Here is a 19450-nt window from a genome sequence, read left to right on the forward strand (position 1 = left end):
CATTGGGGCGCTGACAAAAATTGCAATCTTTTTACGATGGGAAATATCAGGGAGCAAACGATAAGGGCCTGAGATGAAAAAGGGGCGTTGAACGCCCCTTTTATATCACCCGGTATTCTGCGCCCTGTGCCCGTTCAGTCTTCGGGCACCGCCTTGGCGTGATCGCTGCTGGCGTAGATCTTGAAGGGCTCTGAATCCCCCTTGATCACACTCTCGTCGATCACCACCTTGGAGACATCATGCTCAGAGGGAATCTGATACATGGTATCCAGCAGGGTCGCTTCCATTATCGACCGCAGACCACGGGCACCGGTCTTGCGCTCCATGGCTTTTCTGGCCACTGCGCGCAGGGCATCTTCCCGGAAGTCCAGCTCCACCCCTTCCATATCAAACAGCTTCTGATACTGCTTGGTCAGGGCGTTTTTGGGCTCGGTCAGAATCTGCACCAGTGCTTCTTCATCCAGTTCGGTCAACGTGGCCACCACAGGCAGACGGCCGACGAATTCCGGAATCAGGCCAAACTTCACCAGATCCTCGGTCTCGACTTCGCGAATGATATCGCCAGTGCTCTTGCTGTCGTCCTGGCTCTTGACTGTAGCCGAGAAGCCAATGGAACTGCGCTCAGAGCGTTCCTGGATAACCTTGTCGAGGCCGGCGAAGGCACCGCCACAGATAAACAGGATGTTACCGGTATCCACCTGCAGGAATTCCTGCTGGGGGTGTTTACGCCCACCCTGAGGAGGAACCGAAGCGACAGTACCCTCGATCAGCTTCAGCAAAGCCTGCTGAACACCCTCACCCGATACATCCCGGGTGATGGACGGGTTATCGGACTTGCGGGAAATCTTGTCGATCTCGTCGATGTAGACAATACCGCGCTGGGCCTTTTCGACATCGTAGTCGCACTTCTGCAGCAGTTTCTGGATGATGTTTTCAACATCTTCACCCACATAGCCTGCTTCGGTCAGCGTGGTCGCATCCGCGATGGTAAACGGTACATTCAGCATGCGCGCAAGGGTTTCCGCCAACAGGGTCTTGCCGCTACCGGTGGGACCGATCAGCAGAATGTTGCTTTTGCCCAGCTCGACATCACTCTTGCCCTCGCCGTAGCGAAGACGCTTGTAGTGGTTATACACCGCTACAGACAGAACGACCTTGGCGCGATCCTGGCCAATAACATATTCATTCAGAGTCTCACGGATCTCTGCCGGCGTGGGCAGGCGGTCGCTGGCCTCCTCCGGGGCGTTCTCCTGAATCTCTTCCCGGATAATGTCATTGCACAGATCAACGCACTCGTCGCAGATGAACACCGAGGGCCCTGCAATGAGCTTACGGACTTCATGCTGGCTCTTTCCACAAAACGAGCAGTAGAGCAACTTGCCGTTATCGTCGCCTCTGCCGTTTCTTTCATCTGCCATTGAAATACCTCTGTTCTTCGTTGGCCGGTGTCATCAGTGTGTACACCGGCCGGTAGTGATGCGATGACTTTCAGTATTATTTATTCGATACGCGCTTATCAAGTATTGTATCGATCAACCCGTACTCTTTGGCCTGGGCAGGATCCATGAAATTATCACGGTCGGTATCCCGGGCGATGGTCTCGATGTCCTGACCGGTGTGCTCCGCCAGCAGCTCGTTGAGCGTGTTGCGGATTTTCAGGATCTCACGGGTATGGATCTCGATGTCCGTCGCCTGCCCCTGATAGCCGCCCAGCGGCTGATGAATCATTACACGGGAGTGCGGCAGGCAGGCACGCTTGCCCTTCGCGCCACCCGACAACAGGAAAGCACCCATGCTGGCTGCCTGACCGATGCAAAGCGTTGCTACGTCCGGCTTCACGAACTGCATGGTGTCGTAAATGGACATGCCGGCGGAAACGGAGCCACCCGGACTGTTGATATAAAGATGGATATCCTTGTCCGGATTTTCGGATTCCAGGAACAGCAACTGGGCAACCACGAGGTTTGCCATGTGATCTTCAACCGGGCCAACCAGAAAGATCACCCGCTCCTTGAGCAGACGGGAATAAATGTCGAACGAACGTTCGCCGCGTGCCGTCTGTTCAATAACAATCGGCACCAGGCCTGAGCTGGTTATCATTGTAGGGCCATCAAACGGTTTCTGCGTCATGTGCGCCTGAACTCCTTATGGACAATGGTTTGGACTCCTGCTTCAACGGGAGCCCGTTGTATTCCGGTACCCCATATACTCTGCCAGCAGATCGCCCAGATGAAAACAGCCGGACACGCCGGCTGCTTCCAGAACACGGCACCGGGCCTGGGCCCGGCGGCCATCAGCGCTGGGGCTGACCGGCCTGCACCGCTTCCTCGTACTTCATCTTCTTCTCTTTTACCTTGGCCGCGCCAAGCACAAAATCAACCACGGCATCTTCCAGTACAGAAGACTCAACCTGAGCCTTCTGATCCGGGTTGCTGTTGAAGTGTGCAACAACCTCGTCCGGCTGTTCATACGTAGAAGCGATCTCCTGGATCTTTTCTTCCACTTTCGCTTCGTCAGCCTTCAGGTCATTTTTCTTGACCACTTCCTGGAACAGCAGACCCGTCTTCACGCGACGCTTCGCCTGCTCTTCGAAGATTTCCTTCGGCAATTGCTGGAAATCCACCTGCCCGCCAAAGCGCTGAACGGCGTCCTGACGCAGGCGATCAATTTCCTGGTCAACCAGAGCCGCAGGTACTTCCAGCTCTGTGGTCTCCAGCAGACCATCTACAACGTCGTTCTTGACCTTGTTGGATACCGCCTGCTTGAGCTCGCGCTCCATGTTCTTCTTCACTTCCTCGCGGAAAGCGGCTTCGTCTTCAGCTTCGATGCCGAAACGCTTGAAAAATTCCTGATCCAGTTCCGGCAGCTGCGGCTCTTCTACCTTGTGGATAGTGATAGCGAACTTGGCATCTTTACCCGCCAGGTCTTCGTTATGGTAGTCCTCAGGGAAAGTGACATCGATTTCCAGCTCTTCGCCGGCTTTACCACCCACAATGCCCTTTTCAAAGCCAGGGATCATCTGACCTGAACCCAGGGTCAGACGATGGCCTTCAGCGGAGCCACCTTCGAATTCTTCACCGTCGATGGAGCCCTTGAAGTCGATAGTCACGATGTCCTTGTTCTTGGACTTGCGCTTGACCTCTTTCATGGTGGCCTGCTGGCGACGCAGATTATCGATCATGTTGTCGATATCCTTGTCGGCAACTTCAGACACCGGCTTCTCAACATTGATCTTGCTCAGATCGCCCAGCTCAATTTCCGGCAGAACCTCAAAAGTCGCAACGAACTCGAGGTCCTTGCCTTCTTCCATGGTCTTCGGCTCCAACTTGGGCCAGCCAGCCGGATTGATATCCTGCTCCTGCAGCGCCTTGATGTAGTTGTCGCGCATAGCCTCGCCAACCACTTCCTGGCGGATGCTGTCACCAAAACGACGCTTGACCACGCTCATGGGAACCTTGCCAGGGCGGAAACCGTTCAGGCGCACGGTGCGAGCAGTTTCCTGCAGGCGTTTCTGAACCGCCTGGTCGATTTCCTGGGCGGGCACACCAATCGTCATGCGACGCTCGATGTTGGAGGTCGTTTCAACAGACACTTGCATGGAAGTTCCTCAAATTACAGATTCTGTAGGTGAATGAAAATTAAACCAAAATCCCGGCAGGAGCAGCTCACCCCAAAGGGACGCAAAATTAAAAGCCGGTAGTTTATCACGGTTTGCCCCGCCGAGAGAATCACCCGGCCACCCTGAATATGGGTTTGAGACGCGCCTGACAACGCGGCACGGGAACACAATGGGGACAAATCAGAAAAAAGAAAGGGTGGTGCGAGAGGAGAGACTCGAACTCTCACGGTATTACCCGCTGGAACCTAAATCCAGTGCGTCTACCAATTCCGCCACTCTCGCATATCCGGCGCAGCTCTGAACCATAACAGGGAATCAGGGTGCTCGGAAACAAACAAGGGGAAAAGTGGGGTGGACGAAGGGGTTCGAACCCTCGACCGCAGGAGTCACAATCCTGAGCTCTACCAACTGAGCTACGTCCACCACATCAGGGAGGTGCCTGCCGGCACACTACTGCTTACTTCAACTTTGCTGGTTCGGCGAGTCCGGTACCAATCTGCGATTAACGAGATGGCGCGCCCGGCAGGACTCGAACCTGCGACCATCCGCTTAGAAGGCGGATGCTCTATCCAGCTGAGCTACGGGCGCTTGACCGTTCGCCCACCTGAATATCCAGAAAGTGGTCGGGGTAGAGAGATTCGAACTCCCGACATCCTGCTCCCAAAGCAGGCGCGCTACCAGACTGCGCTATACCCCGTTAACTGAACAACAAGTGCCTCAGCAAAGTTGGCGCGCATATTACCGGCGCCGATCGCGTCCGTCAACACGGAATTGAAAATTCCTTGCCGAGACAGTCCTATAAGTGACCACCTGTAACCGCTGGAGTTCCCGACCACCCCCTCTACATTGGCGTTAACCCTGAAGCATGAGACAATGCCCGGCCTTCACTTTCTTACGCCCAAACCGACAAGACGGAAACATGAGCGCCAAACTGATTAACGGAAAAGAAATTGCTGCACAGGTCCGGCAACAGGTGGCCGCCGGGGTCGAAGCCAGAAAACAGAAGGGCCTGAGAGCGCCCGGGCTGGCCGTGGTACTGGTCGGTCACGATCCGGCCTCCCAGGTATACGTTGGCAACAAACGCAAGGCCTGCGAGCAGGCAGGCATCCTGTCGCTGTCCTATGATTTGCCGGAAGATACCTCCCAGGCGGCACTGGAAGCGCTGGTTGACGAGCTGAACGAGAACCCCGCCGTTGACGGCATACTGGTTCAACTGCCCCTGCCCTCGCACCTGGATGCTGATCCGATTCTGGTAAAGATACGGCCCGACAAGGACGTAGATGGCTTTCACCCCTACAACATCGGCCGCCTGATGCAGCGCAAGCCTACCCTGCGGCCCTGCACACCGGCAGGCGTCATCACCCTGCTGGACTCCATTGGCACCCCCTACAAAGGCCAGCACGCAGTTATTGTCGGGGCCTCCAACATTGTCGGTCGCCCCATGAGCATGGAACTGCTGCTAAAAGGAGCCACGACAACGGTATGCCATCGATTTACCGACAATCTCGAGAAATTTGTCGGGGAAGCAGACATCCTGGTGGCCGCAGTGGGCAAACCGGGCATCATCAAGGGCGAGTGGGTCAAACCGGGCGCCACCGTCATTGATGTGGGCATTAACCGGATGGATGACGGCAAACTCTGTGGCGATGTCGATTTTGACGCTGCAGCAGAGCGTGCGGCTTACATCACCCCGGTACCGGGCGGCGTCGGCCCCATGACCATTGCCACCCTGCTGGAAAACACCCTTTACGCTGCCAACGTGCTGCACGCCGACACCTGACGCGCCATCCCGCGAATTCTTCGTCAGCGGGGGCAACCCCAATAAAAAACCCCGCCGAAGCGGGGTTTTTTATGGACGGGCGTTTTACTGCCCGTATTTGGCCTTGGCCTTCTGACGGTATGCGTGCAGCAGCGGCTCTGTGTAGCCGGCCGGCTGTTCGCGCCCCTTCAGAACCAGATCCACAGCGGCCTGGAAGGCAATGCTGTCGTCAAAGTTCGGAGCCATGTTGCGATACGCCGCATCACCAGCGTTCTGCTTATCAACAACCGCAGCCATGCGCTTCATGGTTTCCATGATCTGCTCTTCAGAGCAGATGCCGTGGTACAGCCAGTTGGTCAGCAGCTGCGAAGAAATACGCAGTGTCGCACGGTCTTCCATCAGGCCCACATCGTTGATGTCAGGCACCTTGGAGCAGCCCACACCCTGGTCGATCCAACGTACAACGTAGCCAAGGATACCCTGGGCGTTGTTGTCCAGTTCCTGCTGAATGTCCTCGGCGCTCAAGGACGACGGATCCTCCATCACCGGCACAGTCAGGATGTCGTCCAGAGACGCGCGCTGACGGTTAGCCAGCTCTTTCTGCACATCAAACACGTTCACCTGGTGGTAGTGAGTGGCATGCAGGGTAGCGGCTGTCGGAGACGGAACCCAGGCGGTGTTGGCACCAGCCTTCGGATGACCGATCTTGGCCTCCAGCATGCCTGCCATCAGATCCGGCATGGCCCACATACCCTTACCAATCTGGGCAACGCCAGACAGACCGGCTTCCAGGCCGATGTCAACGTTCCACTGCTCGTAAGCGTTGATCCAGGCAGCCTGCTTCATCGGCCCCTTACGGATGAAGGGACCCAACTCCATGGATGTATGAATCTCATCACCGGTGCGATCCAGGAAGCCGGTATTGATAAACACGGTGCGCTCTTTGGCAGCGTGGATGCAGGCCTTCAGGTTCACGGTGGTGCGACGCTCTTCGTCCATGATGCCCACTTTCAGGGTGAAGCGCGGCAGACCAAGAGCGTCTTCAACACGACCGAAGAATTCATTGGTGAACGCCACTTCTTCCGGGCCGTGCTGCTTGGGCTTAACAATGTACACAGAACCCTTGGTGCTGTTCTGGAATTTGCCGTCGCCCTTCAGGTCGTGGATGGCGATCAGGGATGTTACCAGGCCGTCCATCAGACCCTCGGGGATTTCGCTACCATCCTTCAGCAGAATGGCCGGGTTAGTCATCAGGTGGCCAACGTTACGAACGAACAGCAGGCTGCGGCCCTTGAGGGTCAGCTCGCTGCCATCGGCGCCAGTGTAGGTGCGGTCGCCATTCATGCGACGAGTCATCATCTGGCCGCCCTTCTCGAAGGACTCTTCCAGATCGCCCTTCATCAGGCCAAGCCAATTCTTGTAGGCGACAACCTTGTCATCAGCATCTACCGCGGCAACGGAGTCTTCGCAGTCCATGATGGTGGTCAGGGCCGATTCCATCAGAACGTCTTTAACGTGGGCACCGTCATCCTTGCCGATCGGATGGCTGGCATCAATCTGGATTTCGAAATGCATGCCATTCTTCACCAGCAAAACGCCAGTGGGGGCATCGGCAGCGCCGGTGTAACCCACAAAACCGGACTCGTCTTTCAGACCGGTCACGTCACCGTTCTGAAGTTTAACCGCCAGCTTGCCGCCGTCGATATAGTATTTTGCGGCGTCTTTATGGCTACCGGAAGCCAGAGGCGCAGAGCCATCCAGCAGGTTGCGGGCCCACTCAATCACCTTGGCGCCACGAACCGGGTTGTAGCCACGGCCCTTCTCAGCACCGTTTTCCTCAGAAATAGCGTCGGTACCGTACAGGGCATCGTACAGGCTACCCCAGCGAGCGTTAGCCGCGTTCAGGGCGAAACGGGCATTCATGACCGGCACAACCAGCTGCGGGCCGGCCATGGTGGCGATTTCCGGATCCACATTGGAGGTGGAGATTTTGAAATCCGCCGGCTCATCTACCAGGTAGCCGATGTCTTTCAGAAACGCCTTGTACTCGGCCATGTCCAGTTTCTGGCCCTTGTGCTCGCGGTTCCAGGTATCCATTTTTTCCTGGATTTCGTCACGCTTGAGCAGCAGCTCGCGATTGCGCGGAGCGAGCTCGTTCACGATCTTGTCGAACTCGGCCCAGAACTTGTCAGCTTCAATACCGGTGCCCGGAATCGCTTCGTTATTTACAAAATCGTACAGATTCTTGGCGATCTGGATGCCGCCAACTTGAACGCGTTCTGTCATCGTTGCTTGCCTCAATGGGTTTGTAGTTCCCGACTCCCCTGATGGCGCCGATAGCGCGGGGACGTTCTGATTAGAGCGCCGCATTGTACGTGAAATTCCCTACAAGGTCATTCCCACCGGCACAATGCGACATTGCGCGAATCAACTCAGTCCTGGCTCCGGCGCCAGGTGGTTCCTTCACGGCTGTCATCCAGGATAATGCCCTTCTCCAGCAGATCATCGCGAATGCGATCGGCCTCCGCAAAGTCTTTGGCTTTACGGGCATCGGCACGGGCCTGAATCATGGCCTCGATGTCCTCGGCGGTCAGCTCACTGCCGGTATCCGCCTGGAAGAAGGCTTCCGGGTTCTGCTGCAGCAGACCGAGCACAGCACCCAGCCGCACCAGAACGGCCGCGCTGCGCTTGGCGGCTTCTTCATCACCTTCCCGGCGGTAATGATTGATGTCATTCGCCACTGCATGCAGCACGGCAATGGCGCCAGCAGTATTGAAATCATCATCCATTACCTCGGCAAAACGACGGTCGTGGTCCGTTTCCGCTACATCCGCTTCTTTCGCCGGCACGATACCCCGCAGGGCATGATAGAGCTTGGTCAAGGTTCGCCCGGCCTCCGCCAGGTTATCCTCGGAATAGTCCACCTGGCTCCGGTAGTGGCTGGACACCAGGAAATAGCGAACCACTTCCGCCGGGTACTTTTCCAGAATCTCGCGAATGGTAAAAAAGTTGCCCAGCGACTTGGACATCTTTTCCTTGTTCACTCGAATGGCGCCGGCGTGCATCCAGGTGTGCACAAAGGTGTGGCCGGTGGCACATTCCGACTGGGCGATTTCGTTTTCATGGTGCGGGAACAGCAGATCCGGCCCGCCACCGTGAATATCAAAGGTGTCACCCAGGCACTTGGTAGACATGGCGGAGCACTCAATATGCCACCCGGGGCGACCTTCGCCCCACGGCGACTGCCAGCTCACCTCGCCCGGTTTGGCGGCCTTCCAGAGCGCAAAGTCCGCGGGGCTGCGCTTGGCCTCCTGGACATCCACTCGAGCACCGGCCACCAGATCTTCCAGCTTTTTCTTGCTCAGTTTGCCGTAATCCGGGAATGACTCCACAGCAAAGTACACGTCGCCATTATCGGCAGCATATGCGTGGCCGCCAGCGATCAGCTTCTGGATCATGGCAATGATGTCGTCGATAAAGGCAGTCGCCCGGGGCTCCTCATTGGGTGACAGCACGCCGAGCTTTGCCTCATCCTCGTGCATGGCCCGGATCATCCGGTCGGTCAGGTCGGTATACACCTCACCGTTTTCATCAGCCCGGCGCAGGATCTTGTCGTCGATATCGGTAATGTTGCGCACGTAGTGTACGTCGTACCCGCGATGCCGCAGATACCGAGTCACCACGTCAAACGCCACCAGCACCCGAGCATGCCCCAGATGGCAATAGTCGTAGACAGTCATGCCGCACACGTACATACGAACCTTGCCAGGCTCCAGGGTTTTGAACGCTTCCTTTTGCTGTGTCAGCGTATTGTAGATACGCATTACTTGCCTCCCTTACCCCAGGAATCCCGCAGCGTTACGGTACGATTGAACACCGGCTTGCCAGACTTTTCAGTCAGTTCCTGGTCGCAGAAAAAGTATCCCTCGCGCTCGAACTGGTACGGCAGATCGGTACGGGGCTGAGCCAGACTTTTCTCAACGCGGGCACCTTTGAGAACGACCAGAGATTCCGGGTTCAGATGATCCAGAAAATCGCCTTCCTTGTCGCTGTCCGGAGATTCGTGGTTGAACAGGCGGTCGTAAAGATTGATATCCGTCTCCACGCTGTCGCTGGCCGACACCCAGTGAATCACGCCATTGGGTTTGTAGCCCTCCGGGTTCACGCCCAGGGTATTCGGATCGTATTCGCACTTGAGCTCGACAATCTCGCCGCTGCCGTCACGCACAACCGCTTTGCAGGTCATCACGTAACCACCGCGCAGCCGCACCGCCTGGTCCGGGGCCAGCCGCTTCCACTTACGCGGCGGCTCTACCTCGAAATCTTCCCGGTCAATAAACAGGGTCTGACTCCAGGTCACTTCCCGCTCGCCCATATCCGGATTCTGCGGATGCACTGGCAGAGTGAGGGTTTCCGTCTGGTCAGCCGGATAGTTGGTCAGGGTGACCTTGAGCGGACGCATCACGCACATGGCGCGGGGCGCACGGTTATTCAGATCTTCTCGGATAGCGTGCTCCAGCATACCGACATCCACGGTGCCACCGGCCTTGTTCACGCCGATCATGTCGCAGAAGTTGCGAATGGACTCCGGTGTGTAACCACGACGGCGCATGCCGGAAATCGTCGGCATCCGGGGATCGTTCCAGCCGTCCACCACGTTTTCATCCACCAGCCGCTTCAGTTTGCGCTTGCTGGTAATGGTGTAGTTCAGATTCAGCCGGGCAAATTCGATCTGGCGCGGATGACAGGGGATGGTGATATTGTCCAGCACCCAGTCGTAAAGCGGCCGGTGATCCTCGAATTCCAGGGTACACAGGGAATGGGTAATCCCTTCCAGAGCATCGGAGATCGGATGGGTAAAGTCATACATCGGATAGATGCACCACTTGCTGCCGGTCTGGTGATGATCCGCGTAGCGAATCCGGTACAGAATCGGGTCCCGCAGGTTGATATTCGGGGATGCCATATCAATCTTGGCCCGCAACACCAGCTCACCGTTCTGGAACTTGCCGTCGCGCATGTCCCGGAACAGCTGCAGGCTTTCCTCTACCGGGCGATCCCGGTATGGACTGTTCTTGCCGGGCTCTTTCAGGGAACCCCGGTACTCGGCCATCTGTTCAGCGTTAAGAGCACAGACATAAGCCTTATCGTTCTGAATAAGCTCTTCGGCAAAGGCATAGAGCTGATCAAAGTAATCCGACGCGTAACACACCTCGCCGGCCCACTCATAGCCCAGCCACTCCACGTCCTGCTTGATAGCGTCGATATACTCCTGGTTTTCCTTTTCCGGGTTGGTGTCGTCAAAGCGCAGGTTGCACTCACCGTTAAAGGTTTCGGCAATGCCAAAGTTCAAACAGATGGATTTGGCATGGCCAATGTGCAGATAGCCATTGGGCTCCGGGGGAAAACGGGTGACCACCTTGCCGGTGTGCTCCCCTTTGGCAATGGCGTCTTCAATAAGGCTCTGGATAAAGTTGTGGGCTTTCTTCGACTCGGCGCTCATACAATCTCTGTTAACAGGGAATGAATCATGGGAGCTGTCCGGATGCTCCGTTTAAACCGCCTATTATACTCACAAATCCATGCCGGACTCATGCACCGGACGAAACTCTTGAGTACAATAGCCACTTTCAACATTCCGATCCCAAAATACAGGAAACCCTGATGATTCTGCTGCAGACAAACTTCGGTGATATCAAACTGGAACTGGACTACGAAAAAGCCCCGGAAACCGCCAAAAACTTCGAACAGTACGTTCGCGACGGCTTCTACGATGGCCTGATTTTTCACCGCGTTATCAGCAACTTCATGATTCAGGGCGGCGGCTTTGAGCCTGGCATGACGCCGCGCAAAACCCGCGAACCTATCCAGAACGAGGCTGACAACGGCCTGAGCAACATGGTCGGTACCATTGCCATGGCCCGCACCATGGACCCCCACTCCGCCACCGCCCAGTTCTTCATCAACGTTGAGAACAACGGTTTTCTGGACCACACCGCCAAGAACGCAGAGGGCTGGGGCTACTGCGTATTCGGCAAGGTGGCCGAGGGCATGGATACCGTCAACAAGATCCGCGCCGTTCGCACCACCATGCGCGCCGGCCACCAGGACGTCCCGTTTGAGGACGTAGTGATCGAAAAAGCCGAGGTTCTGGAGGACGCGTGACCACGCTGTTTATCTCGGATCTGCACCTGGAAGAATCGCGCCCGGATATTACGGGCGCGTTTCTGTCCTTCCTCAAAGACAAGGCTCTGGGCGTTGAGCGTCTTTACATTCTCGGCGACTTTTTTGAAGCCTGGATTGGAGATGACGAGCGCACACCGCTGCAGGAACAGGTGGCGGCGGCCTTGCGGGAGGTGCGGGACACAGGCACCGACATTTACCTGATGCACGGCAACCGGGACTTCCTCATTGGCGAAGACTTCTGCGCGCGCGCCGGCGCCACTCTGCTGGATGATCCAACGGTAGTGGATCTGTATGGCACACCAGCCCTACTGATGCACGGTGACAGCCTGTGCACGGCCGATGTGGAATATCAGAAGTTCCGGGCCAACATGCGTAACCCGCAAACCGTGAAAATGCTGCTCGCCCGCCCACTCAAAGACCGTCAGCTGATGGCACGGCAACTGCGGGAAATCTCCATGGCGAAGAATCAGGGCAAGGCTGAGACCATCATGGATGTGACCCCCGAGGAAGTCGTGAAAGAACTGGAAGCCCATGACGTCCAACTGATGATTCACGGCCATACCCATCGCCCCGCCATTCATGAACTGGAAGCCAATGGCAGGCCTGCCCGCAGGATTGTGCTGGGGGACTGGGACGAGAATGTCTGGTGGCTTGAAGCCAGCAAGAACCAGCCCGTTGCCCTGAGGCACCAGCCACTCGCTGACTTCTAGGTACTGGACGGCAGCGGTACTGCTGCCAGAAATCAAGAGTGGTCTTTCACCCACTTACCGTCGGCTTTGTGGTATTCCTGTTTTACCGCCGCCCACGCGACGCGATGGGCGGTTTCTTCACGATCGGCGTCGCCACGGCGGTCTTCAGGGTTGCGGTACTCTTCCCAAGCCGAATTGAACGCTTTGCGATAAATCTCCTGGGCGTGCGCAGGCAGATTGTTTCGAACCCCGTCTGGCAGATCGGATTTGCGATCATAAGGCATCGTTTACCTCCTTTTGCCAAGAGATGATCCCCATAGTTAGCAGCGTTACCGCCAGGGCTTTAATGGCCGGGTATTGGCACGAGCCGCCAGATACTCAGGACGCCGTTTACTTCCGCAGAATGGCTCCACAAGGCAGTTGTCCACGCTGTTGTAAACAAAGAACAGATTGGCTCGAGGCCAGGGCGACATGTTCCGGTTAGAGGCATGCAGGGTATTGCACTCAAACAATAGCAGAGACCCTGCCGGACCGGTGGGCGCCTCAATACCATGTCGATTTGCCAGCTGACCTACAGCATCACGGGACGGCACCCCTGCTGTCTGCTTCTGCAGTGACTGTGTCCAGTTGTTCTCAGGCGTGGCACCGGCACAGGGCACAAAATACTCATGCGAACCGGGAATCAGCATCAACGGGCCGTTGAAAGCATTATTATCCGTCAGCATGATCGACGCGCTCACGGCCCGCATGGCGGGCATCCCGTCTTCCGTGTGCCAGGTTTCAAAATCCGAGCGCCATTCAAAGCCATTGCCGCAAAATCCCGCCTTGCTGTTAATCCGGGACTGGTGGATGTAGATGTCTCCGCCCAGCAACTGCTGCGCTATACCCAGCAATTCAGGATCACGAGTCAACCGATGAAACGCCTCGGAAGTCTCATGCATCGCAAACACCGACCGGATTTTCTCGCGATTTGCATCCATGATCACTTCATCCCGCTCACAGAAGGCCTTGTCCTGAGCCATGTCTCGCAGCTCATCGAAAAAACCCGCCACCATCTCCGGGGTAAAGAAGTTCTCGAGCCACAAGAACCCATCCCGCTCAAATTGTGCCAGCTGTTGCTGGGCCAGTGGCCCTTGCTCGCGCTGCGCCCCCGCGCTGTGAACGATCGGCTCGTGCCGGGGAAACATGTTTCCTGCGTTTTCCTCTCTGCTTCGGTAAAAGTCAGCTCGTTGTAACATGGTGATGAAACCTCATTACTCTGAAAATGAGGTTTCAACGTAACAATCGCAACATGCCCCAACTACAACATAGGTTATAAAGGGAAACCGCTAGAAGTTACTGAAAAGTAAGGCTATAACGCATCGCTTTCGGTAGGTTCCCGATAGCTTTCAAGGCGTTTCAGCCAGCCTGGAAGCCACCGCTCTCGCTCAATGGGCATCTCTGCGTTCTCGGCCCGCCGGGTAAGCACCCGGCCGGCCGCTTCGCGAAAGCGCTCCAAGGCCGTATCGGCCTTGCCGGGTTCCATTTCCAGCAGCACCTGACGCAGCCCCCACCCTTGCCCCCTGTAGACCTCTTGTGACGATAAACCCTCACCTTTGAAATTCACATAATCCATCAGGGCATAGACGCCGCCAGGTCTCTTTGAAAGTTCAGTAATGTGTGCTGTCACCGTGTCCCGCTGATCATCCGGCACGGCTTCTATAACCCGGTGCAGAGATTGCTCTGCTCGCTTGAAAATGAAGGCCACCTGAACGGCTTTGGTTCGGTCCAGAAAGGCACGCAGTTCCGCCAGTCGTTGACTGCCTGCGGCTTCAATAAACGCGTTCTGGTCCGGCCATGGGGCATCCGGTACCGGATCTTCCGTTAACCAGTCAGGCATCGCCACTGCGCGGGCTTTCATGAAGCGAATCAGATCAGGGAAACTCTCCACAAAACGCTCGTTCACGCCCTCGGGGTACCAGATAAAATGCCCGATGCCCAGCGATGGAAAGGCCTCTCCCTGATTCCAGTGCACCAGGCAGTCATAGCGCCCGGCACACTCATTACGAAATATCTGCTGACCAACCCATTCCAGTTGCCGCTCGGAGAGCGCAAGCGCTGGCACGGCCGGCTTCCGAGTCAACTGATCCGCCAACACCACGGTGAGAATGGCCACTATAAGGCCGACCACAAGCCACTTGTGCACGCTACTCTCTCTCAGCAACAAAACCAGTACCTATCGGTGAATCAGAGTGAAAGAGCAGGCTGAACGATCGCCGCATATACGCCACCGGATTGCTCAGACCTTTTCAGTCAGTTGTAACTTTGAACCCGCCCTCACCGGATATACACCACTCACTGGCATCCCCGCAAATCCCTTGCCACCCAAAAGCTTCACAAGAACTCATCCATCAGTGCTTCCAGATCCCGGGTATCTCGAGGCTTGGCCCGACAGGCCGTTGTTCCGGCATCAACACAGGCCTGACGATAGTCCTGGCTGCGGTTCGCAGAGATGGTCACTATTGGTGTGTATACCGGGAGGAGATTCTGATGGCGAATGGCCCTGATGGCTTCGATTCCATCCATAAAAGGCATTTCGCCGTCCATCAAGACCAGGTCCCAGCGATCATCCGCAACGGCCAGGAGTGCCTCCACACCATCACAGACGCCGGTCACCTGAACGCCCAGGTTGGAGAGCTTCTTGCACATCACCATCCGTACCCCCGCATCGTCATCCACTACAAGCACTCGGACAGGCAGTGAAAACCCCAGTCGACTCGCCAGGGGCTCCGGTCTGGACGGCGAACGCGGTGCCGGGTTCTCTTCCAGAATGGTCGAAATGCGCTCCCCACCAAGCATCAACCTGACCCAACTCCTCAGAGCCAGAAACATCAGTGCCAGCGCCAGAAGACTCGTCAGGGGAGCATGGTATGGGAGCCAATAATTAATAAACCGTATTTTGAAGTTCGAAAACAGCGTCCACTCCAGGGCAATCAACGCTGCTACTCCGGCAATCGTGATTAGTGAGGCAGAGCAAGGCCGCCGCACCAGCGCACCCGATGCGCTCTGATCTCTGAATGGGAATCTGATTCTAGTTTCCTTAAATTCACTCGAAATGTAACTCCAACCTAACAACCCATCATTTAAGCGTCGTTAACATAGGTTAAACCGAGACGATTACCGCGATGCGCCAGCCTCCTACCGAGCCTTGCCCCAACTTCATACCTTTGCTATCAATAGTTTTTCAATAGGCGGCACGAAGGGAAGCAAATCACATGGAAACCGGCTGCATTATCAAACACTTCGAGAGCTACGCCCCTATCTCCCGTTCTGAGGCAGAGCTGCTGGCATCCCTCGAGAAAAATCCCAAAGACTACGGCAAGAACAGCTATGTGTGGTGCCAGGGGGATACACCCGGAGATTTCTACTCGCTGAAGCAAGGCTGGGCTTACTCCTTCAGAGACCTGGAGGACGGCACCCGTCAGGTGCTGGACGTCTACGTGCCGGGTAATGTGATCGGTTTGAGGGACTATGCGTTCCGGAGTCGTGTATCCGGCTTGAGGATGCTCACGGACGGAGTGCTGTGTGCCTTTCCCCGGTCTCGTCTGACAGAAGTCTTCGCGGAATCCTTGTTGCTTTGCAACATTTTTTTCACGATCGGATCACGAGATCAGGCCATCCTGATTGAGCGCCTGGTTAACCTGGGACGCCGGTCCGCGCGGGAAAAGGTTGCTCATTTCCTGGTTGAAACCGTCTATCGTGTGGACAGGACCGTTACCCAGCCAAACCAGCCACTACACCTTCCCCTCACGCAGTCACTGATTGCCGACGCTCTTGGCCTTAGTGCCGTCCACGTAAACAGGGTGTTTCAGGAGCTCAAGGACGAGGGATTGGTTAGCTCGCCCAGCTCTGGGGTTCAGCTACAAGATCTGAAGCGTCTCAAGGAAATTGCAAGGTTCGACCCGACCTATCTCGAGGAAGATATCCAGGCTGCCATGGGCGAGGCTGGGCAATTCAGGCAGTTATAGACCAGGACCGTGCAAGCACCATCACCAGGCAAGAGACCCTTGAGATCGCTGCCTTCCATCCACGACGAAGTTACGCGGTATCCTTGACCTTGTGTTCGGCTAATTCTGCCTTGATGGCGTCAGAGATGGGAACAGACTTTTCAATTTCGTAATCGAAGTGAATCAGTGTCGCGACACCACGGGCGATCTGCTTGCCATTCTGCCAGGCCTCCTGAACCACCTGGAACGAGCTGTTACCAATGTTGCCCACGCCGGTTCTGATCTCAACGGGCATGTGCCAGTAACTCTGGGCCAACAGGTCGATCTCCAGCCGAGCAATGATCAGCGGCCAGGTTTTTACGTCCAGCGACGGGTGGAAAATCCGAAATATCGGAGTACGTCCCTGTTCGAACCAGACCGGCAGGGAGGTATTGCTGATATGGCCAAGCGCATCGGTATCACTGAAGCGAGGCTGAATGTCGAGGGTAAACATGGGCATAGTCCTGCTGTGAAAGAGCGCAAACTATACACACAAATTCTCTCGCGAAAAAAATCCTGTGGCGTTAACCACAGGATTTTCCGCTAGTACTTTGGTCGCAGTTACTGCTCCACAAAAGCCCGCTCAATCACATAGTGGCCCATGTCGCCACCACGGGCTTCGCGGAAGCCCATGTTATCGAGAATGGCACAGGTGTCCTTCAGCATGCTCGGGCTGCCACAGATCATGAAGCGGTCCTGCTCCACGTCGAAATCCGGCAACCCCAGATCCCGTGTGATCTTGCCGGTTTCCATGGCATCCGTCAGACGACCCTGGTTGCGGAAGGGCTCCCGGGTCACGGTCGGGTAATACACCAGCTTGCCACTGACCATCTCACCAAAGAATTCGTTCTCCGGCAGTTCTTCAATCTCTTGCTGGTACGCCAGCTCGGAGATGTAGCGCACACCGTGGGTGAGAATCACCTTGTCATAGGCTTCGTAAACTTCCGGATCCTTGATGATGCTCATGAACGGTGCCAACCCGGTGCCGGTGCTGATTAGCCAGAGATTTCGGCCCGGCAGAAGATTGTCCAGTACCAGTGTACCCGTCGGCTTGCGGCTGACCAGAATCTCGTCACCCACTTTGATCTGTTGCAGGCGCGAGGTCAGCGGGCCATCAGGAACTTTGATAGAGAAAAACTCCAGCTCTTCTTCATAGTTCGCACTGGCGATACTGTAGGCGCGCATCAACGGTTTACCATCCGTCTCCAGACCAATCATCACAAAATGACCGTTCTTGAAGCGGAAGCCGGGATCCCGACTGGTCTTGAAGCTGAACAGCGTATCGTTCCAGTGGTGCACACTGGTTACGGTTTCTTTCATCAGGTTGCTCATGGGAGCCCTCGCCTATTAACGTCAGTCCATCAGGAATTGAGAATAGTTTAACCTTTTGCTTGAAATCGACAAAACGGGCTGTTTTCATAAGGCTATTCGATTTTTCCGATAAACAATTTCCACCGGAAGACACCTCATGAAATACAGCTTTCGTCAGCTCGAAGTTTTCCTGGCCGCCGCCCATTTCCAGAACATCACCCGGGCTGCCGAATCGCTGGCTATGTCCCAGTCCGCCGCAAGCAGCGCCCTGAAAGAACTGGAGAATCAGTTCGATATCCAGCTCTTTGACCGCGTGGGCAAACGGCTGCAATTGAACGAGCTTGGCCGCCTCTACCGGCCCAAGGCAGAGTCCCTGCTGGCGCAGGCCACGGAACTGGAACAGGCCTTCAGTAAACATTCAGAAGTCGGCGCCCTGAAAGTCGGTGCGACTCTGACTATAGGGAACTATCTGGCCGTGGGCGTGATGGCCAAATACATGAATACCCCTACCCGCCCGAAAGTTTCACTGGAGGTGGCCAACACCAGCTCCATAGCCCGCCGAGTCCGGGACTTCGAATTGGATATCGGTCTGATTGAAGGCGAGCTACAGTCCCCGGAGCTGGAGGTAATTCCCTGGCGGGAAGACGAACTGACGGTATTCTGCTCTCCGTCACACCCCCTGGCCCGAAAACAGGCTCTGACCGACGAGGACCTTCGTCAGGCGGTCTGGATTATGAGGGAACCGGGATCTGGCACGCGGCAGAGCTTCGAACGGGGGATGCACGGCCTGTTGCCAGACCTCAACATCCTGCTGGAACTGGAACATACCGAGGCCATCAAACGGGCCGTAGAGGCGGATCTGGGCATCGGATGTCTGTCCAAAGTAGTCCTGGCCGACGCTTTCAAACGCGGTAGCCTGGCCCCCCTGAGCGTCCCCGACTATCGGAAATTCGACCGTCAGTTCTACTTCATTCTGCACAAACAGAAATACCGCAGCGCCGGAATCGCCCGCTGGATGTCACTTTGCCAGGAGCTTCAACCTGCCAGAACCGGGCCGCTGTGAAAGCGGAACTCGGAATCCGGAGATTCGATCAGCTTCTGCTCGATAGCCAGAAACTCCGCGACGCGGTCATCCACCGGGCCACCATTGGCCTGCTCGGCCAGCGTCAGGTAATCTTGGTAATGACGTGCCTCGGATTTAAGCAGGCTGTTGTAGAACTCAGCCAGCTTTTCATCCAGCGAGGGAGCCAGTGCCGCAAAACGCTCACAGGATCTGGCCTCAATAATGGCACCGACGATCAAGACATCGACCAGCCGCCCGGGATCTTCTGTTCGTACCGCTTCCCGCAGGCCGGCGGCATACCGTGCCGGTGACAGATGGGTATAGGTAACCCCCCGCTTTTTCATGATCGCCAGTACCTGCTCGAAGTGCCTCAGTTCCTCACGGGCCAGACGAGACATCTTGTTGAGCAACTCGGTGTTGTCCACGTAACGGTACATCAGACTCAGCGCGGTGGACGCGGCCTTTTTTTCACAATGCGCATGGTCGATCAGCAGCAGGTCCTGGTTCGCCAGGGCGCTGTCAATCCAGGTTTGCGGGGTTCGGCACGGAAGGAAATCGTGAATTTCTTGCAGGGCGTCGTTCATATCGCGGTTCAGGCTGAAAATTCGGGAGGCAGGAGTATAGCGCACTTAACAGATTCCTCCGACCTCTGTCCAACTTAACTTTATAAGGGGTTTCCTATAGAATGCAGCGCCAGATCAAGGAGTCTCTGAATAAATCCTGAAACCCCATCAGTGATTTGAGGCGTTATTCAGAGGCTCCTGCGGCCTTTTCGCCAAAAAACTCCCGCCGGGCACC

The 19450-nt window shown here is 56.1% G+C and carries 18 protein-coding genes and 4 tRNA genes; 5 read left to right on the plus strand and 17 right to left on the minus strand.

Features of this window, described 5'->3' with window-relative positions:
* Nucleotides 1-134: 134 nt before the first annotated feature.
* The 7 genes from clpX to ACSSVV_RS01995 all read right to left on the minus strand — a co-directional run bounded on the left by clpX (nucleotide 135) and on the right by ACSSVV_RS01995 (nucleotide 4316).
* Complete coding sequence (gene clpX / locus ACSSVV_RS01965; RefSeq protein WP_011785317.1) at nucleotides 135-1418, minus strand: ATP-dependent Clp protease ATP-binding subunit ClpX; 1284 nt, start codon at nucleotides 1416-1418, stop codon at nucleotides 135-137.
* 76 nt (nucleotides 1419-1494) lie between these two features.
* Nucleotides 1495-2130, minus strand: a complete 636-nt coding sequence (gene clpP, locus ACSSVV_RS01970) for an ATP-dependent Clp endopeptidase proteolytic subunit ClpP (RefSeq protein ID WP_011785318.1) — start codon at nucleotides 2128-2130, stop codon at nucleotides 1495-1497.
* A gap of 163 nt (nucleotides 2131-2293) precedes the next feature.
* Nucleotides 2294-3598 (minus strand): trigger factor, encoded by a 1305-nt coding sequence (gene tig, locus ACSSVV_RS01975; protein WP_113879023.1) that lies wholly within the window; start codon nucleotides 3596-3598, stop codon nucleotides 2294-2296.
* 218 nt (nucleotides 3599-3816) lie between these two features.
* Nucleotides 3817-3901 (minus strand) — tRNA-Leu (locus ACSSVV_RS01980).
* Between the two features lie 65 nt (nucleotides 3902-3966).
* Nucleotides 3967-4042: transfer RNA gene (locus tag ACSSVV_RS01985), tRNA-His, on the minus strand.
* A gap of 88 nt (nucleotides 4043-4130) precedes the next feature.
* Nucleotides 4131-4207, minus strand: a tRNA-Arg gene (locus ACSSVV_RS01990).
* A gap of 32 nt (nucleotides 4208-4239) precedes the next feature.
* Nucleotides 4240-4316 (minus strand) — tRNA-Pro (locus tag ACSSVV_RS01995).
* 222 nt (nucleotides 4317-4538) lie between these two features.
* Between ACSSVV_RS01995 and folD the strand changes: the two genes are divergently transcribed.
* Nucleotides 4539-5399 (plus strand): bifunctional methylenetetrahydrofolate dehydrogenase/methenyltetrahydrofolate cyclohydrolase FolD, encoded by an 861-nt coding sequence (gene folD / locus ACSSVV_RS02000; protein WP_014421154.1) that lies wholly within the window; start codon nucleotides 4539-4541, stop codon nucleotides 5397-5399.
* 84 nt (nucleotides 5400-5483) lie between these two features.
* Here folD and ACSSVV_RS02005 read toward each other — a convergent pair whose 3' ends face one another.
* From ACSSVV_RS02005 to ACSSVV_RS02015, 3 genes are all read right to left on the minus strand, one after another.
* Nucleotides 5484-7664 (minus strand): malate synthase G, encoded by a 2181-nt coding sequence (locus ACSSVV_RS02005; RefSeq protein ID WP_011785321.1) that lies wholly within the window; start codon nucleotides 7662-7664, stop codon nucleotides 5484-5486.
* A gap of 146 nt (nucleotides 7665-7810) precedes the next feature.
* A complete protein-coding gene (gene cysS / locus ACSSVV_RS02010; protein ID WP_011785322.1) occupies nucleotides 7811-9202 on the minus strand; it encodes a cysteine--tRNA ligase in 1392 nt (463 codons plus the stop codon).
* Nucleotides 9202-10881 carry a glutamine--tRNA ligase/YqeY domain fusion protein gene (locus ACSSVV_RS02015; protein ID WP_022991775.1) on the minus strand — a complete coding sequence of 560 codons (1680 nt, stop codon included), beginning with the start codon at nucleotides 10879-10881 and terminating at the stop codon, nucleotides 9202-9204. Before ACSSVV_RS02015 ends, cysS begins: the two co-directional genes overlap by 1 nt.
* A 161-nt stretch (nucleotides 10882-11042) precedes the next feature.
* Between ACSSVV_RS02015 and ACSSVV_RS02020 the strand changes: the two genes are divergently transcribed.
* Together ACSSVV_RS02020 and lpxH are read left to right on the plus strand one after the other, a co-directional pair.
* Nucleotides 11043-11543, plus strand: a complete 501-nt coding sequence (locus ACSSVV_RS02020; RefSeq protein WP_011785324.1) for a peptidylprolyl isomerase — start codon at nucleotides 11043-11045, stop codon at nucleotides 11541-11543.
* The gene (gene lpxH, locus ACSSVV_RS02025) at nucleotides 11540-12274 is read left to right on the plus strand and encodes a UDP-2,3-diacylglucosamine diphosphatase (RefSeq protein ID WP_454105485.1); all 735 of its coding nucleotides are present in this window, start codon (nucleotides 11540-11542) and stop codon (nucleotides 12272-12274) included. Before ACSSVV_RS02020 ends, lpxH begins: the two co-directional genes overlap by 4 nt.
* A gap of 32 nt (nucleotides 12275-12306) precedes the next feature.
* On the opposite strand, the gene chaB is transcribed toward lpxH, so the two are convergent.
* The 4 genes from chaB to ACSSVV_RS02045 form a co-directional block, all read right to left on the minus strand.
* The gene (chaB, locus tag ACSSVV_RS02030) at nucleotides 12307-12537 is read right to left on the minus strand and encodes a putative cation transport regulator ChaB (protein WP_011785326.1); all 231 of its coding nucleotides are present in this window, start codon (nucleotides 12535-12537) and stop codon (nucleotides 12307-12309) included.
* A gap of 45 nt (nucleotides 12538-12582) precedes the next feature.
* The gene (gene thpD, locus ACSSVV_RS02035) at nucleotides 12583-13440 is read right to left on the minus strand and encodes an ectoine hydroxylase (RefSeq protein WP_454105486.1); all 858 of its coding nucleotides are present in this window, start codon (nucleotides 13438-13440) and stop codon (nucleotides 12583-12585) included.
* 164 nt (nucleotides 13441-13604) lie between these two features.
* Nucleotides 13605-14438, minus strand: a complete 834-nt coding sequence (locus tag ACSSVV_RS02040; protein ID WP_121206802.1) for a hypothetical protein — start codon at nucleotides 14436-14438, stop codon at nucleotides 13605-13607.
* A gap of 188 nt (nucleotides 14439-14626) precedes the next feature.
* The gene (locus ACSSVV_RS02045) at nucleotides 14627-15091 is read right to left on the minus strand and encodes a response regulator (RefSeq protein ID WP_226374414.1); all 465 of its coding nucleotides are present in this window, start codon (nucleotides 15089-15091) and stop codon (nucleotides 14627-14629) included.
* Between the two features lie 416 nt (nucleotides 15092-15507).
* On the opposite strand from ACSSVV_RS02045, the gene ACSSVV_RS02050 reads away from it, so the two are divergent.
* Nucleotides 15508-16260, plus strand: coding sequence for a Crp/Fnr family transcriptional regulator (locus ACSSVV_RS02050; RefSeq protein ID WP_022991769.1), 753 nt, complete (start codon nucleotides 15508-15510; stop codon nucleotides 16258-16260).
* Nucleotides 16261-16330: 70 nt separating this feature from the next.
* Here the strand turns inward: ACSSVV_RS02050 and ACSSVV_RS02055 are convergent, their stop codons facing one another.
* Both ACSSVV_RS02055 and ACSSVV_RS02060 read right to left on the minus strand, forming a co-directional pair.
* On the minus strand, nucleotides 16331-16732 hold the full coding sequence (locus ACSSVV_RS02055; RefSeq protein ID WP_022991768.1) for an acyl-CoA thioesterase: 402 nt from the start codon (nucleotides 16730-16732) through the stop codon (nucleotides 16331-16333).
* 107 nt (nucleotides 16733-16839) lie between these two features.
* On the minus strand, nucleotides 16840-17610 hold the full coding sequence (locus ACSSVV_RS02060) for a ferredoxin--NADP reductase (protein ID WP_011785332.1): 771 nt from the start codon (nucleotides 17608-17610) through the stop codon (nucleotides 16840-16842).
* Nucleotides 17611-17746: 136 nt separating this feature from the next.
* Between ACSSVV_RS02060 and ACSSVV_RS02065 the strand changes: the two genes are divergently transcribed.
* Nucleotides 17747-18652 (plus strand): LysR family transcriptional regulator, encoded by a 906-nt coding sequence (locus ACSSVV_RS02065; protein ID WP_022991766.1) that lies wholly within the window; start codon nucleotides 17747-17749, stop codon nucleotides 18650-18652.
* Here the strand turns inward: ACSSVV_RS02065 and miaE are convergent.
* Nucleotides 18625-19236, minus strand: coding sequence for a tRNA isopentenyl-2-thiomethyl-A-37 hydroxylase MiaE (miaE, locus tag ACSSVV_RS02070; protein ID WP_454105537.1), 612 nt, complete (start codon nucleotides 19234-19236; stop codon nucleotides 18625-18627). The two genes, ACSSVV_RS02065 and miaE, sit on opposite strands and share 28 nt — an antisense overlap.
* Between the last annotated feature and the right edge of the window lie 214 nt (nucleotides 19237-19450).

It is taken from the genome of Marinobacter sp. MBR-105, assembly GCF_053628895.1.

What these genes read in the sequence shown, in the direction of transcription:
- clpX (WP_011785317.1), bottom strand. Translation starts at nt 1,418, where the DNA reads ATGGCAGATGAAAGAAACGGCAGAGGCGACGATAACGGCAAGTTGCTC.
- clpP (WP_011785318.1), bottom strand. Translation starts at nt 2,130, where the DNA reads ATGACGCAGAAACCGTTTGATGGCCCTACAATGATAACCAGCTCAGGC.
- tig (WP_113879023.1), bottom strand. Translation starts at nt 3,598, where the DNA reads ATGCAAGTGTCTGTTGAAACGACCTCCAACATCGAGCGTCGCATGACG.
- folD (WP_014421154.1), top strand. Translation starts at nt 4,539, where the DNA reads ATGAGCGCCAAACTGATTAACGGAAAAGAAATTGCTGCACAGGTCCGG.
- ACSSVV_RS02005 (WP_011785321.1), bottom strand. Translation starts at nt 7,664, where the DNA reads ATGACAGAACGCGTTCAAGTTGGCGGCATCCAGATCGCCAAGAATCTG.
- cysS (WP_011785322.1), bottom strand. Translation starts at nt 9,202, where the DNA reads ATGCGTATCTACAATACGCTGACACAGCAAAAGGAAGCGTTCAAAACC.
- ACSSVV_RS02015 (WP_022991775.1), bottom strand. Translation starts at nt 10,881, where the DNA reads ATGAGCGCCGAGTCGAAGAAAGCCCACAACTTTATCCAGAGCCTTATT.
- ACSSVV_RS02020 (WP_011785324.1), top strand. Translation starts at nt 11,043, where the DNA reads ATGATTCTGCTGCAGACAAACTTCGGTGATATCAAACTGGAACTGGAC.
- chaB (WP_011785326.1), bottom strand. Translation starts at nt 12,537, where the DNA reads ATGCCTTATGATCGCAAATCCGATCTGCCAGACGGGGTTCGAAACAAT.
- thpD (WP_454105486.1), bottom strand. Translation starts at nt 13,440, where the DNA reads ATGTTTCCCCGGCACGAGCCGATCGTTCACAGCGCGGGGGCGCAGCGC.
- ACSSVV_RS02045 (WP_226374414.1), bottom strand. Translation starts at nt 15,091, where the DNA reads ATGCTTGGTGGGGAGCGCATTTCGACCATTCTGGAAGAGAACCCGGCA.
- ACSSVV_RS02050 (WP_022991769.1), top strand. Translation starts at nt 15,508, where the DNA reads ATGGAAACCGGCTGCATTATCAAACACTTCGAGAGCTACGCCCCTATC.
- ACSSVV_RS02055 (WP_022991768.1), bottom strand. Translation starts at nt 16,732, where the DNA reads ATGTTTACCCTCGACATTCAGCCTCGCTTCAGTGATACCGATGCGCTT.
- ACSSVV_RS02060 (WP_011785332.1), bottom strand. Translation starts at nt 17,610, where the DNA reads ATGAGCAACCTGATGAAAGAAACCGTAACCAGTGTGCACCACTGGAAC.
- ACSSVV_RS02065 (WP_022991766.1), top strand. Translation starts at nt 17,747, where the DNA reads ATGAAATACAGCTTTCGTCAGCTCGAAGTTTTCCTGGCCGCCGCCCAT.
- miaE (WP_454105537.1), bottom strand. Translation starts at nt 19,236, where the DNA reads ATGAACGACGCCCTGCAAGAAATTCACGATTTCCTTCCGTGCCGAACC.